This is a genomic window from Aedoeadaptatus urinae (genome assembly GCF_900155585.1).
GTDB lineage: Bacteria > Bacillota > Clostridia > Tissierellales > Peptoniphilaceae > Aedoeadaptatus > Aedoeadaptatus urinae.
On sequence record NZ_LT707418.1, the window covers coordinates 537,822 to 554,727 of the forward strand.

Sequence of the window (16,906 nt, forward strand, 5' to 3'; positions counted from 1 at the left end):
CTTTTTCCGCATTTAGTTGGCGGCTTTTTGAATGTCCTCGTAAGCCCAGTGGTTTTCCGGCAAATCGCTGAACGCTTTGCGGGATTCCTTCTTGGGAATATTGAATGCGCGGTTAATCATGGCGATAATTTCCGCACGGGTAATAACCCGGTCTCCGCCAAAGGATCCGTCCTCGTAGCCGACGACGATGCCCGCTTCTTTCAGGGCGCCGGCATAGCCTGCATACCACGCGTTTGCGGGAACATCTTTAAATCCGCCCTGTTTCGGTTGAAGGCCTTTTAATCTGGCGATCATGGTAACCGCTTGGGCTCTGGTTACCCCTTCATCGGGATGGTAATTGCCGTCGCCGTAGCCGGTGATAATGCCTGCATTGATTAAAGTTTTAAAGCTATCGAAATACCAATCCGTGGGGCGAATGTCTGTGAGGGCTTTTTGCAAATCGCCGCTTACGCTTACAAAACGCGCCAGCATGGTGGCAAGTTCCGAACGAACCACTTGTTGATTCGGTTTAAAGCTTCCGTCGGGATAGCCTTTGACGAAGGCTTCTTTCGGCACATTCAGCGTAAAGTTCGCCTTGGTTTCCGTCGTCTTCGGTTTTTCAACCGGTTTACTTTCCTGAGGTTTCGACGGGGTGGATTGCGTATTTGAGCCGGATTTGTTGCTTGCGCCGCCGGAATAGGAGCCGCCGGGCCTGTTTTTATTTTCATTGGAAGGCTTCGGTGTCGGCTTCGGTTGCGGATTCGGCTTCGGTTGCGGTTGCGGTTGAGGCGTCGGTTTTTGTGCTTCTTTTAAGCCGGCGACCGCTTTTTCTAAAACGTCTTTCGCCTTGTTTATAGCCTCTTTATCGCTTCCCGCTAAATCTTTTTTCGCCCGGGCGATAGCCTTTTCTGCCGCTGCTTTCGTTTCAGCTGTGTAGACCTTGCCGTCTTTCAGCTTGGCTTCTGCGGCTGCGATGGCCTTGGTTAAAGCCGCTTTCGCTTCTTTAAGCTTGGCGTCTTCTTGTGGAACAACTTCCTTTTCTTTAAGGGCCTTCACGGCATTTTCAAGATTAGCTTTCGCCGCGTTCATGGCTTCGGCATTGTTTCCTTTTAATGCTTCGTTAGCAGCTGCCAGTTTTTCTTCTACCGCTTTCTTACTGTCAGCAGTATAGTCTTTGCCGTCTTTAAGCTTGGCTTCTGCCGCCGCGATGGCTGCCCTTAACGCATCCTTTGCCTTGGCAAGGTCCTCATCAACCGCCGTTCCGGGGGTCTTGAAGTCTACTGAGTAGTTAAATTCCGTTTGGAAACTACTCTTCGAAAGCATGAGGCGCCGGGTCAGTTTGTAATTTGCACCGGGGTCTAAAGCAGCCTTAATTTCCATCGTCAAGCTGTCTACCGGATCGATTTCCGAATCGATATCGTTGTGGCCCTTGTTCTTTACATAACCGTTATAGACGATGGTGGCCTTGTCGCCGTCGATCTTTTCAATGATGTTTTGAATCTTCCAGTCCCATCCGGCTTTATCCAAAACCTGTGCAATGCCCAGTTGGGCGTTGCCTGTGCGAATGCTGTACTTATTGTAAATGGTGCTTTCCACAAAAGCTTTGTATTCGCCAGGGTTCTTGAAGAATTTCCAATCGTTAATATCTCCAATATTCCAGTAGAACATTTGAAGGAGATCCAAATCTTGGCTTACCTTTACTTTGCCCTCTGCATAGTTCACTTGTGCGTTGATGGCACTGCGTTGGGGTTGGTAATAGTTGTCGTGGGTGTCTTTAATGGTCACGCCGGCTTTTTTAATGGTAGCTAATTCAGAGTCCGTTAAGGTGGATTTCAAGTAGTTGCAGGATACGTCGAATTTGTTGAACCGCACCCGTTGACCGCTCGCCTTTTTCGCAATTGTATCGAAGGGAATGTCTTTTAAGAGATTGCCCTTGACGATTAAATTCGGATTCTTCGTTGCATATTGGTTGGCATTATCCGCAAGTCTCAACCATAGACTTTCCGGTAATGATTCAATTTTATTGTTTTCCAAATCGAGGATGACCAGTCGGCTTAATTGATCCATGGCTCCCGGAAGCGCCTTCAGCTTGTTGTTGTTGGCTCGAAGGTCTTCCAGAGATTTATACTTTCCGAATGCTTCCGGCAAGGACGTCAGTTGATTGCCATTGACATTAATGACTCTTAAACGTTGATAGTTGTCTGCTAAAACGCCGTTCAGGGTGGTTAATTCGTTTTCGGAAGCATAGAAGGTTTCCAAGCGACGCGCATCTTTCAAGAAGCCTTCCGGTAATTTTTCAATGCCGTTGTTGGACAGGTCGATCTCTTTGATTTTTTTATTTTTCGCCAGTAAATCTTTGTCCAAGTCCTTCAACTTATTCCCGGACATCCATAAAGTGGAGAGGTCTTCGTTGTTATCGAAAATGCCCTTGGGAAGGGTTTTGATCTTGTTGCCGTAAATATTAATATGGGTAATGTTCGTCATCTTGTCGAAAAGCCCGGCGGGGATTTCGGTAATGTCGTTGCTGGAAAGCTCGATGCCCGTGACGCCGGGGCCGAGGTCTTTCAACATGGAAATATCCGGTGTCTTCGCAATTTTTTCTCCGGAAAGATCCAATTTGCCTTTGGCATTATGCAACTCTTCAGGGGAAAGCTTGCCGTCATTATTTAAATCTTTCACGCCTGCATCTAAAAGTTTCAAGGTAAGATTCTCGTCGTTTCTCTTCTTTTGGACTTCGGGATCCGTGGGATCGTCGTAGCCTGTAAAGCCTTTTTTAATGGGGGCTTTAAAGTGGAGGTCGGCCTTCGTATACTTATCGAATTGACCGATTTTATCGGCACTTCCTCCCATGGCTTTTACAAGAACAGCGAGCTTTTGAATTTGATTCAAGTCCTTAACTTCGCAGGTATAGATGGCTTGATCTTGTTTTAAACCATTGGTTGTTTTTACGCCGGATTTAAATTGACCGTCGATCTTCATGCCTAAGTCCAGTATTTGATCCGCCATTGTGCCTACTCGCAAGGACAACATCATTTTGCCGTTCTCTACAACAAGCTTGGCGCGATTTCCGATAATACCGCTTACCATGGGAAGGTCTTTGGTTTCGCCCTCTTTCGATGCGGTAAATTGAATGGTGTATTCGCCGTTGGGAAGCTTGTCCGTTAAATCGAAGTTGTCGGTCTTGGCAGGTGCTTCACCGGCTTTTCTGTTTTCCCATTCGCTTCCGTCGGAGAAGACTACTTTAATGTGGGGGTTTTCACCCGCTTTTTCCATGGCTTCTTGTAAACTTTCGCTAATGACGTCAAAGGCGTTGGCACTGCCGTAGGAACAGTAGCCTTCCACATTCTTAATGGGCTCGCCGCCGTTGACGATAAAGGTGGCTTCCTTGATCGCCTTGGCTAAAGCCTTTTGTGCTTCTCGTTCACCTTGCTTCGGATAATTTTTAAAGTAAATCTTTAGCGATTTCGAGCCGTAGCTTGAGGTTTCAGCCTTCACCGCTTCAATGGCGAAGCGTTCATTAAGCTTTCTCGTATCCCCCGGTTCTTCTTTTACGCCGGAAGTTACAAAGTAATAGCTGAACTTGTCCGCTTCAAAGACGATATTTCGGCCTTCGACCTTCACGCCTTTTACAAGTTCGGGAGCCGCTGCGGCCGATTTATCGTAATGGTAAACCTTCACGCTGTCTTTATCGTGGTTTCCGAGGGGAAGGGTCACTTCTACCTTGCGATTCGGTTGTTGTTTCGCATTATTAAGCAAGAAGCTGATGTCATAAGCCGTAACAGTCTTGGCTTTTTCGGCAACAGATTTTACTGCCGCATTGTCTTTTACAAATTGACCGCCTGCCTCATTGACGACTTTGAGTTCCGTTCCGTCTTTGAAGGCGCCCTTGGGGTATTCAACGGATACCTTCGTAGTGTCGTCGGTCTCAGTAATCATCTTGTCGCTTGTTATGGCGTAGGTGGTAAAAGTGTTGGTGGAGTAGGTGATAAAGTCGCCTTCCACTTTCGGTTTCACTTTGTAGGTTCCCGTTTGCAATTGATCGTCGTCATCTTCGTAAGCATAGGCTTGGTACAAAGCGACGCTTGTTTTATTGTGATCGCCGATGGGGAAGAAAAGCTTCACATTCTTAATCGTGCCTTGGGTTGCTCCGTTCTTTACGAAGGACACGTCGTAGGCGGTAAAGTTCCCTGCTTTGTCGATATCCTTGTCCGCGTTTTGGTAGGTTTCAAAGAATTTCGCCTTATCGACTTTTTTTACTTTTAATTCCGTTCCCTCTTCAAAAACATCGGACATGTATTCCGCTTTAACACCTGTGGCTGCATCGACTTTGGTGACGAGCTTCGGCGTTTCCGGTTGCGGTTTCGGCGCATTGGGATCTTCCACCGGCGTAATGGTTACTGTTTTTGTCGCCGTGGTGCCGTCATTGTAGGTGATTTCCACTTTGATTTCGCTCTTGCCGTAAAGGGCTTTGCCGATTTCTTCGTCGTTGGAAATGTAGTGATCGGTGACCATACTAAAACCGAAGGTGGATTTATCGTAAGCTTTTCCGTTGATTTTAATGGTCTTAATTTCGTTACCGACTTCTTTTGCCTTTTGAGCCGAACCGAAATCCAATTCCAATTGAGGCGAGGATCCATTGATTTTAAAGATGATGTTTTTAATGGGGTACTCGTCTTTCTTTCCGGTTTCAGGTGCCGGCGTTTCGTGGCCGCTTTCACCAGGTTTGTTATCCCAGACGGAACCGTCGGAGAAGGTAACCACAATATGGGGATCTTCCCCTGCTGCCTTTAACGCCTTTGCCAATGCCGGTCCACCATAAGGTGCGAAGGTATGGGGCTCAAAACATTCCGTCAAGCCGCGAGAAATACCACCTTGGACATTGGTAATCTTTTCGCCACCATTGATTTGGAACGTGGCGTCCTTCATGGCAGCTTCCAATGCATTGCTTTCCGCTATATCCGATTTAGGCGGAAGGTTTTTAAAGAAAATTTTAGGAGAATCATAATCGAATTCGCCGTTCCATTTTTTAATGAAACCGATGTGGTCGATTTGGAAGCGCTTCGCCAAGGTATTTTCATTGCCCGGTTGCGGCTCTTGTTTTTTGTCTTGCTCGGCGATGTATTTTTTTACATCGAATTTAATTTCTTGGGGTGCAACATAGCCTGCTTGGGTGTAGGTAATGGTGTTGCCGTCTTTAAAGCCGATTTCGATTTTGTGTGCCTTGTTGTCTAAAAGCTTTAAGCCAAACATGGCAAATTCAAGTTGATTATCTTGAAGGCTTAGGTCGCCGGAATTTTTCTTCGCATCGACAAAGAAGTTTGAAAAACCCGGTCTTAAATCATTGCCTTGGTTGTCGTCGACGAGAATATAGCGAATGTTTTGGAAATACTTAGTAGGCCATTCTTCTCTCAGCGTATCGCTTGCAAGCTCCAGCGCATTGCCCAATACTTTAGGTGTGCCCACACCAGTAATTTCTAAACCTTTCGCCATGCCGCCGGTGTTCACTTGGCTGAGTTTTTCATTGGGCGCAGGTTCTTTGTTCTCATCCACATAACCATCATCCGTCTTCACGACTTCCGAGCCGTCTTTCATGATAATTTTAAATTGATGGGCGGTTTTATTGCCGAAGTTCTCTACAATGGCCTTCGCGTCATTTATCTTATCCCATGTGCGGAAAATTCCGTCCTGCCACATAAGATTGGGGTAATGGTCGCTTCCTATGCGGTTCAGAGTCTTTCCGTCGATGACGACTTTTTCCACATTATTTTTTAATAAGTAAGTTAGTGCGCCGCCATCATTAGAATTGTGTTCGTATTTCAATCGAACGCCGACATAGGTTCCCACGGGATCCGTGGAAGATTTTCCCGTTTCGATGGATGTGATCGTCAGGCCGTCTGCCATCTTCTTTATGTTTTCATTTTTGATTACGCCCTTATAAAATTTATAACCTTGGGCTGTGATCTCGATGGTATTTTCCGGTAGGACGAGGACGTGGTTGTCGATGATGATCTTTCCTTCCCTCTCATCGTAAGCAAATTTGTAATTCGCCTCGCCTGTCGAAGTACCTTGCTTGTAGTAAGATTGATTATTTAACTTAATGGATTCAATACTTTGCATCCAATCGCTTTGCGCTTGGCTTGGCTTACCGTCGCCAAATCCTATTTTCAAATCCCCTTCCGATGTGTCGAATACAATGCCCTGAGGCACTTCCTTCGCCCCATTGGCGTGGACACTCCTTACAGGAAAACTTGTCAGCAACATACATAAAGCCAACAAGAGTGCTATCGGTCGTTTCATTTATGTTCCTCCTTCTGTCTATGGTTATGTGAGAACTAACTGATTGTTACTATCATTATGTTAATTGAGCCGATAGACTTTATCAATGGATTCGGTATAATTTTTTACGTTACCCATGGTTAACTCAGAGGGAGTGATATCTCCTCTCATCATCCATTTATCCCGATGATTTCAAGGTTTTGCCCACCGTAAACAGGGGGTTATTGTAATTTTAAATTTTACTTTTCAATGGCACAAAAAAAAGCACCTCCGTGGAGATGCTTTCGCTCTTCGTCATGTACTTGTTTTAATTCTACATCTTTACCGAGGTCAAGACGGACATGATCCCATCGATGGCATAGGAGCGGCGGCTCGGTACCTCTCCCTTTTTTCTCGGTTCTTTTTCTTTCACCGTGGCCACCAAATAGTTTCCGTCCTTCGCGCCTAAAAGGAGCTGATCTTTTTGCGGAAAGTCTTTGGGGTTCTCTTCAATGGTGCCCAAGATTTCGCCGGTGGCTTTAAAGACAAAGGTGATCCGTCCCTTTTCCTTTACCGGTTCCACCCCTTCGATGCCGTCTTCCGGCCAGTCCCAACTGATGTCGGGATCGGTCAGATTTTCTTTTTCCGTAATGTCGCTGTAGGCCAGGTCCTGCCGGTCGAAGGTGCCCAGGACGAGGAGGTGCTTCTCTTTATCATAGCAGACGGTTTTTTTCTGCGACTCAAAGACCTCTTCCATGTTCACATAGCGCTTGTCATCTTGTCGGACGACGGTGTCTTTACGAATGGGGATTTGAATAATCGTCTCTTGCGTCGTTTTAAAGGACACATTGTCCTCATCTTTCACGGGCAGATAGCATGCCTTTTCCATGACCACGCCTTCGTCGATAAAGACCTTGCCGTCCTTTTCCATGTAATCCGATCCATCCAAGAGCTGTCCGCAAAAGATGACGTGATCCACGGTACGCGATGCCGGCGCCGTACAGCCTACCAAAAAAAGCAAGAAAAGCGCGGCGAAAAATCCCTTTTTCATTTCATTTCCCCCTTTTTTCTTATTATAGCAAAGGGTGCCGAGGAAAAAGAGTCAGCGAATCTAAGCTTTTGCTAAGATTCAATGCTTTGTTTGCAAAAGAAAAGCGCCCGCCGAAGCGAGCGCCATCTTTTATTTTGTTAATCCATTAATTTAGAGCCGTTTACGCGGATCCCCGGGCCCATGGTAGAGGCCAGGGTAACGGAGCGCAAATAGCGTCCCTTGGCTGCTGCCGGTTTCGAACGAATAATGGCAGACATTAAGGTCTTAAAGTTTTCGGTGAGCTTTTCCGTACCGAAGGATTTCTTGCCGATGGGTACGTTGATGATGGCCGCTTTGTCGACGCGGTATTCAACCTTACCTGCTTTGATTTCTTGGACGGCTTGTCCGACATCAAAGGTAACGGTGCCGGCCTTCGGGTTCGGCATGAGGCCCTTGGGACCTAACACGCGACCGATACGACCGACGACGCCCATCATGTCGGGCGTAGCGACGACGACGTCGAATTCGAACCAGTTTTCGTCTTGAATTTTCTTCATGAGCTCTTCGCCACCGACGTAATCTGCGCCGGCATCTTCCGCTTCTTTTACCTTGTCGCCCTTAGCGAAAACCAAGATGCGTTCCGTACGGCCGGTCCCGTGGGGTAATACGACGGTGCCGCGTACTTGTTGGTCGGCGTGACGGGGGTCGACGCCGAGACGAACGGCGAGCTCGATGGTTTCATCGAAATTAGCGACGGCGGTCTTTTGTACCAATTCAATGGCTTCGTTCACATCGTAAAGATTGGAACGATCGACAAGTTTAAGACTGTCTTGATATTTTTTACCTCTCTTAGGCATGTTTAACCTCCTTGTGGTTCAAACGAAATGGAATTTCTCCCACTAACCTTCTACTTCGACGCCCATGCTGCGTGCCGTACCGGCGATCATGCGCATGGCCGATTCGACATTGGCTGCGTTTAAGTCGGGCATTTTTGTTTCAGCGATTTCGCGGCATTGATCCTTGGTGATCTTCGCAACTTTTTTCTTGTTGGGTTCGCCGCTTGCCTTGTCGATGCCTGCCGCTTTTTTAATTAAGACGGCTGCCGGCGGGGTCTTGGTAATGAAGGTAAAGGAACGATCTTGGTAGACGGTCATGACTACCGGAATAATCATACCGGCTTGGTCTTGAGTCTTGGCGTTAAATGCTTTGGTAAATTCCATAATGTTAACGCCGTGGGGCCCGAGGGCGGTACCTACCGGCGGTGCCGGCGTTGCCTTGCCTGCGGGGATTTGTAATTTAACGATTGCTATGACTTTCTTTGCCATAGTACACCTCCTAATGTGGTTTGGCGGGGTTTCCCTCCCACTCTTAATGTGCTTACGTTTATGCCTCGGTTAATTGGTTGACATCCAATTCTACCAAGGTGTCGCGGCCGAACATGGAAATGGTGACCTTCACCTTCCGGTTTTCCTCGTCCAGCTCTTTGACAATGCCGACGAAATCTTCGAAGGGTCCTGTCAGGACTTTGACGCGATCGCCCACGGCATAAGTATCCGACAGGGCTTCTTTTTTCGTCACGCCTAAGTGCTTGACCTCTTCGTCGGAAAGGGGAATCGGTTTGCTTCCCGGACCGACGAAGCCGGTGACGCCTCGTGTATTTCTGACGACATACCAGGATTTATCGTTCATAATCATTTTTACCAGGACGTAGGAAGGGAACATTTTGCGTTCCTTTAATTTCTTTACGCCGTCTTTTTCTTCGACGTAATCTTCCATGGGAACCTGGACATCAAAGATCATATCGCCGAGATCCTGATTTTTCACCATGGATTCCATATTGTCTTTGACTTTGTTTTCGTGGCCGGAATAGGTATGGATAACATACCAATGGGCTTCTTCCTGACCGGCTTCGCCATTGGTGCGATTTAAATCATCTGTCAATTGAAATCCTCCATACCGCTTACACGCCGAAAATCAAGCCCATAATGTGGCTGAAGACAAAGTCAACGGCGTAGATAAACAAAGCCGTGACGATGCTGACGAAAATAACGATTAAGCTATATTGGAATAATTGTTTCTTCGTCGGCCATACGACCCGTTTAAATTCCCTTCTGACACCGCGAAAATATTTCGTTAAGGATTCTTTTTCCTCAACCTTCGGCGTTGTGGATTTTTGCGCCATCGTATCTCTCCTTACTTCGTCTCCTTATGAAGCGTATGGGTCTTGCAGAATTTGCAATACTTTTTGATTTCCATACGTTCCGGCGTATTCTTCTTGTTCTTGTAGGTTACGTAGTTTCTTTGCTTGCACTCTGTGCATTCCAATGATACGCGATCTGCCATCGCACACCTCCTCTGACTCTAATAATTAATGGAAATAAACTCAATAAAAAAGGGCTTGTATCAAGCCGCTTTTTCCGGCACTCCGGATTGGTTTACGGAGTAATCCTATCAAATATCCGGCTTCCTGTCAATTGTTTAGGCGTTTTTATTTTTTAAAAGCCCTTCCCAGCGGTCCAATTCCCTTAAATATTTTTCTCTGCGCTCGGCGTGCTCTTTTTCAAACACAGCCGTCTCCCGATCCACGGCCTCTAAACGCTCTGGACTCAGGTTTCTTTCGGCAAAGGGATAGACCACGGCGTTTTCGCGATCGGCGTGGGCCTCCAGCAAAAAGGCGTAGTTATACATCAGGCCGAAGACGTCCAAGAGATGCTCATCCGTCGGTTCTTTTTCCCACGCTTTCCGCGCCTCGTCTAAATTCCTGACGATGTTTCGCGCCTGATCGTGCTCGGCGAACATGCCCTGACGCACGATTTTTTCCGCCACCGGACCCAGGTCCTCAAGCATGTAGTGAAAGAGAATGTCCTCTTCCTTGCCGTGGTGATGGGCGTCGGAGTAGTGGCGAATAAATTCGATCATGGGAAGCACTTCGTCTTGAAACAAGACCTCGCCTTCCAAAGCCTTAATCAGATAGCGGCGAATAATGCCGGTGAAGCGCAGGATCTGCTCGTGTTCTTTCATGAGTACATCAATTCCGTACATGGTCTTTCTCCTTTTCGATGATTTTTTCCGCCACGCGCATGCCGTCCATGGCCGAGGAGACGATGCCCCCGGCATAGCCCGCCCCTTCACCGGCGGGATAGATGTTTTCGTGGCTGACGGATTCCAATGTGGTCAGGTCTCTGGTGATGCGCACCGGCGAGGAGGAGCGGGTCTCCGGCGCCGTCAAGAGTGCCTTTTCGATAAGGGCGGGGAAGCGGCGGCCCATGTCTTTGAGCCCTTCCGTCAAGGCCCGGTCCAGCTCCTCGGGATAGATGGTGTGCAGATCCGCCTCGAAGGTACCGGGCTTATAGGTCGGCGCCACGGCATCACCTTCCTCGCCGTAAAGATAGCTGCTCGCGCTTTCAACCGGCGCCATGTAGCTCTTGGTCATGGCGAAAACTTTCCTCTCGATCTTTCGCTGAAATTCCACGCCGGCCAAGGTGCCTTCGCCATAGGTTTCATGATCGATGGTGACGAGGACGGCGGCATTGGCATTTTCCCCGTCACGAGCCTTGTAGCTCATGCCGTTAGTCACGACGCCGCCTGCCTCCGATGCGGCGGCCACCACTTTTCCTCCGGGGCACATGCAGAAGGTATAGACGCCCTTATCCCCCACCTTGGCGGTGACACTGTAATCGGCGGCGGGCAGAAAGCGGCGCATCTCCCCGTACTGGCTCTCGTCGATGGCGGCCTGGGGCTCTTCGATGCGAAAGCCCACGGCAAAGGGCTTCTGCTCCATGAAGATGCCCTTCTCGTGAAGCATGGTAAAGCTGTCGCGGGCGGAGTGGCCGAGGGCGAGGACCACGTACCTGGCGTGAAAATCGCCCTTGCTCGTGGCCAGGGTGTAGCCGTCCTTTTCCTTCGCAATGGATTTTAATGCCGTGCGGAAATGGATCTCCGCCCCCATGTCCGTGAGCTCTTTTCTCAAGAGGACTAGGACCCTTCTCAGGGCGTCGGTGCCCACGTGGGGCTTTTTCCTGTAGAGAATGCTCTCGTCCTCCGCTAAACGGCTGAACAGCTCCAGCACCGTGCGGCCGCGGGGATCCTTGGAGCGGCTGGTGAGCTTGCCGTCGGAGAAGGTGCCGGCGCCCCCTTCGCCGAACTGCACGTTGCTCTCGGGATCCAGCTCTCCCGTCTCCCAAAAGGCCTCCACCTTCTTCACCCGCTCTTCCACGGCGTCGCCCCGCTCGATGAGGATCGGTGTCATGCCCCGCTTGGCGAGAACCCAGGCGCAGAAAAGCCCCGCCGGTCCCGCGCCGACCACCACGGGCCGCTCCGTCGTTTCGATGGGCGACAGCTCGTAGGCTTCCTCTTTTACGGGGAGGATCTGTTTGTTTTTGCGTATTTTTTTGTTTGTCGTAATGTCCACGGCGGCGATGAAGCGCATGGTGCGCCCCTTCCTTGCGTCCACGGACTCCCGGTGGCGGCGCCAGCTGTATTCGCCGCGCTTTAAGCCGGTGATTTTTTCGATTTCGGCCTCGTATGCCTCGGGCTTCGAGTCGATAGGCCGATGTAAATGATTGATTCTGTAGTTCATAGGCTCAATTATCCTTCGTCTTTAAAAAAAGGTCAAGTTCAGTCTACGTCTTTTCCTCTGAAAAATCCGTACCCTATGTAACGAAAAGACCTTCCCGCAGGAAGGCCTTCGCGTTTATTTATTTTTCTTTCCCAAAATATAATCCACGCCCGCCTGAATCACCGGCATGACTTTCATATTCGGAATGTTTTTAAAGAGATTGTCTTCCACCCGTTCGATGTGGCCCATCTTTCCTAAGATGTGGCCGTCCGGGCTGATGAGCCCTTCGATATTGAACTCACTGCCGTTGGGATTGTCCACGTAGGTGAAGGCCACTTGATTGTTTTCGACCAGTGCCTTCGCCTGTTCCTCGGAAAGAACCAGTCGACCTTCCCCGTGACTGATGGGCACGGCGTATTCGTCGCCGGCGTTCAGGTACATGAGCCAGGGCGAATCGTCGGTCATGACTTGGGTGGTGACCATGCGTGCCACGTGGCGGGAGTTGTCGTTAAAGGTCAGGGTGGGGGAGTCGGCCTCTTGCACACGGGCTTCGCCGTAGGGCAGATAGCCCGACTTGATCAAGGCTTGGAAGCCGTTGCAAATGCCAAGCACCAGACCCTTCTTTTCCTTCACCAGATAATCCATCGCGGATTTCACCTCATCGGTGCGAAGGATGTTGGCGATAAATTTCGCCGAGCCGTCCGGTTCGTCGCTGAAACTGAAGCCGCCGGGAATGGCAAAAATGTCAGCCTCTTTAATCTTTTCGGCCAGCTCCGAAATGCTTTCGACGGTTTCTTTCGCCGTTTGATTTTTAAAGATATAGACCTCGGCATCGGCGCCTGCCTTGGTGAACACGTCTTTCGTGTCGTACTCGCTGTTGGTGCCCGGGAAGCAGGCGATGAGCACGCGGCAGCTGTCCTTCGCCGCGGCGTTTGACCTGCGGGTGCTTGCGATTTGCACCGTGGCCAGGGCTTTCTTTTGATCGTGAATTTCCGGCGGGAAGACCTTGTCCAGTCCCGTGGTGTAGGCTTTCACGATAGATTCTACATCGAGCTTTTCGCCGTTGACCACATAGCCGGATTCTGTCAGCGCGCCGACGGCTTTCACGCCGTCGAAGGCGCTCTTGTATTCCACGATGATGTCGCCGTAGCAGGCGTTGTAAAGGTCGTCGAGTTCCACATCGAAGCCGAGATCGTTGCCCATGGCGGAGATGATCATCCCCGGCAAGGTGCCCTTGTGGGTTACGGCCGCGGCGGAAAGAATATTTCCCGATGCCATTTCTTTTTTCAGCACCTTGGACGCTGCCTTAAAGGCGTCCATGTCGATCTTGCCGTCTTCCGTGCGCACCGCTTCCACGATGCCCAGCTTGTTCCCCGCAGACGTGAAGACATTGCTCACGACGTCCTTCGCCGCCATGGGGGCGATGGCGAAGGACACCAAGGTGGGCGGTACGTCCTTGTCGCGGAAGGTGCCGCTCATGGAGTCCTTTCCGCCGATGGGAGGAATTTCCAGATCCATGCAGGCGTCGAAGGCGCCTAAGAGGGCCTTCAAAGGCTTTTGCCAACGCAATTCGTCTTCGCCGAGCTTTTCGAAATACTCTTGGAAGGTGAAGTACATGTCTTCGATTTCAGCGCCGGTGGCCACCAGCTTCGCCACGGATTCAACCACGGCGTAGTAGGCGCCCAGGTATTGATTTTCCGAAAGGAAATGAGGATTGCAGCCATAGCTCATGACGCTGGCCGTTTGACTCTTCTTGCCTTCCACGGGAATGAGCCCCGCCATGGCTTGGGTGGGCGTCAGTTGCTTCTTGCCGCCTAAGGGCATAAGCACCGTGCCGCGGCCCACGCTGTTGTCGAATTTTTCGATTAAATTCTTTTGGCTCACCACATTTAAATCGCCCATGACTTTTAAAATATCCGACGCCTTCAGGTCGTCGCGGCGATTCAGATAGTGGCAGATGAGATCTTTTTCCACCTTTACCTTTTGGCTCCGGTCCACGCCGGCGGTGTCGATAAAGGCGCGGTCCAAATCCACGATGAGTTTATCTTCGTAGTAGAGGCGCATGGCGGCTTCTTCCGTCACTTCCGCCACGACGGTCATTTCAAGATTTTCTTCCCGGCTCATTTCTTCGAAGAGGGGCAGATCTTCTTTCTCGATGACCACGGCCATGCGTTCCTGAGATTCGGAGATGGCGATTTCTTTCGGCTTCAGGCCCGCGTATTTCAAAGGCACTTTGTCCAGTTGCACGCGGATGCCGGGGGCCAATTCGCCGATGGCGACGGAGACGCCGCCGGCACCGAAGTCGTTGCAGCGCTTAATGCGAGAGGCGATTTCCGGACGGCGGAACAGGCGCAGGAGCTTCCGCTCTTGAGGCGCATTACCCTTTTGCACTTCCGCACCGGCCGTGGCCAGGGAGGCCGCCGTGTGCTTCTTGCTGCTGCCCGTGGCGCCGCCGACGCCGTCGCGGCCCGTGCGACCGCCCATTAAGAGGATCAAATCCCCGGGCATGGGTTCGCCGCGCCAAACATTGCTTTGAGGTGCGGCACCGACTACGGCGCCCACTTCCATGCGCTTGGCCATGTAGCCGTCGTGGTAGAGCTCTTCCACGAGGCCCGCGGGAATGCCGATTTGATTGCCGTAAGAGGCGTAGCCGTTGGCGGCTTCCGTGGTGATCTTCTTTTGAGGCAGCTTGCTTTCCCACGTGTCTTCGATGGGCATGGTGGGATCGCCGCTTCCCGTGAGGCGCATAGCCTGATAGACAAAGGCTCTACCGGAAAGGGGGTCGCGAATGCAGCCGCCCAAGCAGGTGGATGCGCCGCCGTAGGGCTCGATTTCCGTGGGGTGGTTGTGGGTTTCGTTTTTAAACATGAGAAGATAGGGAATGGTCTCTTCCTTCCCCGTCCGCAGGTCTTCCGCCACCACGTCCACGCAAATGGAGCAGGCGTTGATCTCTTCGGACACTTCCATATTGGTCTTCACGCCCTCGGCCTTTAGGTGTTTCGCCACCAAGGTGCCGAGGTCCATTAGGCTTACGGGCTTTTTGCGATTTAATTCTTTCCGCGTTTTCATGTAGCGGTCGTAGGCGGCGGTGATTGTTTCGTCCACGTCGTCGTCGAATTCGATCTCCAGCGCCGTGTTAAAGGTGGTGTGGCGACAGTGGTCGGACCAGTAGGTGTCCAAGATCGCCAGTTCCGTTTCGTTAATGTCCCGGCCCACTTCTTTAAAGTGATCTTGAATAAAGGCAAAGTCTTCAAAGCTCATGGCCAGGTCCATGGCATCGAAGCGGCGCTTCAATTCTCCTTCGTCCCAGGAGATAAAGCCTTCGATGACGGCGTTGTCCGTGTTTTTTTCCAGGTCCTTTTTAATGGTGGTGGGCACACCGAAGAGGCCGCCGATTTTTTGATCCACCGGGTTTACCAAATGCTTCACGATGGCGGCGTAATCTTTTTCGTCGATGTCGCCGATAAAATCGTACACCGTGGCGCAGGCCGCATCTAAATTGGTGTGGCCGAAGATGGCCGTCGCCGTATCCAAGACCCCGGCTTGCCGTTGATCGTATTGACCCGGTTGGTATTCCACCACGAGGCCGTGATCCATGGCGGCTTGAAGCTTAAAGGCATCTGCCCCGGCGAAGACTTTGTCGCTGGGCGCTTCGGAAAGCACTTCCGTGGTGAGGCGCTTTACCTCATCCTCCGTCAGGCCTTCCAAATCGTAGCGAGCGTAGATCTTCACGTCGTCCAGGTGAATGCCCAGCTCTTCGTTTAACTGCGCCGCAAGGCCCTTGGCCGCATTGTCGAAGCCGGGCTTTCTGCCGACATAGACGCGGCTGATCATGGGGCCGATGTCTCGGCGAATTTGTTTATGTTCGAATTGAATCTTATCCGCACCGGCGTAAGCTTTGGCTATTGCTTCTTCGAAAGTATCTGCCGTGGCGGTGACGGTGAGCACCCGTCCCCCGTCGGTGACGAGCTTGCCGTCTTGGATTTTCGTGCCGGCGTGAAAGACGGTGACGTCTTTTAAATCGTCGGGAATGGTAATTTCCACGCCCTTTTCCGAGGACTCGGGATAACCGCCGCTTGCCAAGGTAAGGGATACGACCTTCTTGTCGTTTTCTTTGACGGATACTTTATCCAGCTCGCCCTTGGCCGTGGCCATCATAATTTCCAAGAGATCGCCGTCCAAGCGTTCCAGCACCGATTGGGTTTCCGGATCGCCGAAGCGGCAATTGTATTCGAGAATTTCCGGGCCGGCATCGGTAATCATAATGCCCATAAAGATCAGGCCGCGGAAATCCATGGCGTCTTTTTTCAGGCCCGCCATAAAGGGGCGCACCAATTTTTCGTCGATGGCATCCAAGAGGGGCAAGGCCTCCACATTGGGGGCGTAGCTGCCCATGCCGCCGGTGTTCGGTCCCCGTCCCCCTTCGTAAATGGACTTGTGGTCCTTGGCCGTGGAGAGGGGCACGATGGTTTTGCCGTCGCAGAAGGCGAGGAGGCTCATTTCAAAGCCTTCCAAAAATTCTTCCACGACGACGCGATCGGTATGGAAGCGATTCTTTTCGTAAACGTCGATTAAAAAGGCTTCCACTTCTTCTTCCGTATAGGCGATGACCACGCCTTTGCCTGCGGCCAAGCCGTCGGCCTTTAAGACGCAAACGCCCTTTTCAGCCAAGAGATTGACGGCTCCTTGGCGCACGGCATCCCGATCCGTGGATTCAAAATAGCCCGCCGTGGGGATATTGTGGCGCACGCAGAATTCCTTCGTAAAGAGCTTGGAGCCTTCCAGCTGTGCCGCTTCTTTTCTCGGGCCGAAAATGGCGAGGCCCGCCTCTTCAAAGGCGTCGGCAATGCCGTCGACCAAGGGCGCCTCGGGACCGACCACGGTGAAATCCACCGCCATGTCCTTGGCAAATTTCAAAAGGCCTTCAATGTCGCCGCTTGAAATCGCGATGTTTTCGCCTACATCTTCCGTGCCGCCGTTACCCGGTGCAAAGTAAATCTTCTCTACCTCTTTGTTTTTCGCGATGGCATGGCCGATAGCGTGCTCGCGACCGCCGCCGCCGACAATTAGTACCTTCACAATGC

At 50.9% G+C, this 16,906-nt stretch carries 10 protein-coding genes; all 10 read right to left on the reverse strand.

Annotated features, from left to right (window positions below):
- Positions 1-12: 12 nt before the first annotated feature.
- The gene (locus tag BQ7397_RS07760) at positions 13-6,276 is read right to left on the reverse strand and encodes an S-layer homology domain-containing protein (RefSeq protein ID WP_083703472.1); all 6,264 of its coding nucleotides are present in this window, start codon (positions 6,274-6,276) and stop codon (positions 13-15) included.
- 292 nt (positions 6,277-6,568) lie between these two features.
- Positions 6,569-7,285 carry a hypothetical protein gene (locus BQ7397_RS07765; protein WP_077075524.1) on the reverse strand — a complete coding sequence of 239 codons (717 nt, stop codon included), beginning with the start codon at positions 7,283-7,285 and terminating at the stop codon, positions 6,569-6,571.
- Positions 7,286-7,422: 137 nt separating this feature from the next.
- Complete coding sequence (rplA, locus tag BQ7397_RS07770) at positions 7,423-8,121, reverse strand: 50S ribosomal protein L1 (RefSeq protein ID WP_077075525.1); 699 nt, start codon at positions 8,119-8,121, stop codon at positions 7,423-7,425.
- Between the two features lie 42 nt (positions 8,122-8,163).
- Complete coding sequence (rplK, locus tag BQ7397_RS07775) at positions 8,164-8,589, reverse strand: 50S ribosomal protein L11 (protein ID WP_077075526.1); 426 nt, start codon at positions 8,587-8,589, stop codon at positions 8,164-8,166.
- Positions 8,590-8,647: 58 nt separating this feature from the next.
- Positions 8,648-9,205, reverse strand: coding sequence for a transcription termination/antitermination protein NusG (nusG, locus tag BQ7397_RS07780; RefSeq protein ID WP_077075527.1), 558 nt, complete (start codon positions 9,203-9,205; stop codon positions 8,648-8,650).
- A gap of 19 nt (positions 9,206-9,224) precedes the next feature.
- On the reverse strand, positions 9,225-9,446 hold the full coding sequence (gene secE / locus BQ7397_RS07785) for a preprotein translocase subunit SecE (protein WP_077075528.1): 222 nt from the start codon (positions 9,444-9,446) through the stop codon (positions 9,225-9,227).
- An 11-nt stretch (positions 9,447-9,457) separates the two neighbouring features.
- Entirely contained in the window at positions 9,458-9,607 is a 150-nt protein-coding gene (gene rpmG, locus BQ7397_RS07790) for a 50S ribosomal protein L33 (protein WP_077075529.1), read from the reverse strand.
- A 135-nt stretch (positions 9,608-9,742) separates the two neighbouring features.
- Entirely contained in the window at positions 9,743-10,306 is a 564-nt protein-coding gene (locus tag BQ7397_RS07795) for a hemerythrin domain-containing protein (protein ID WP_077075530.1), read from the reverse strand.
- Positions 10,293-11,843, reverse strand: a complete 1,551-nt coding sequence (locus BQ7397_RS07800) for an NAD(P)/FAD-dependent oxidoreductase (RefSeq protein ID WP_077075531.1) — start codon at positions 11,841-11,843, stop codon at positions 10,293-10,295. The genes BQ7397_RS07795 and BQ7397_RS07800 overlap by 14 nt, the downstream gene beginning before the upstream one ends.
- A 114-nt stretch (positions 11,844-11,957) precedes the next feature.
- A complete protein-coding gene (locus BQ7397_RS07805; RefSeq protein ID WP_077075532.1) occupies positions 11,958-16,901 on the reverse strand; it encodes a phosphoribosylformylglycinamidine synthase in 4,944 nt (1,647 codons plus the stop codon).
- Between the last annotated feature and the right edge of the window lie 5 nt (positions 16,902-16,906).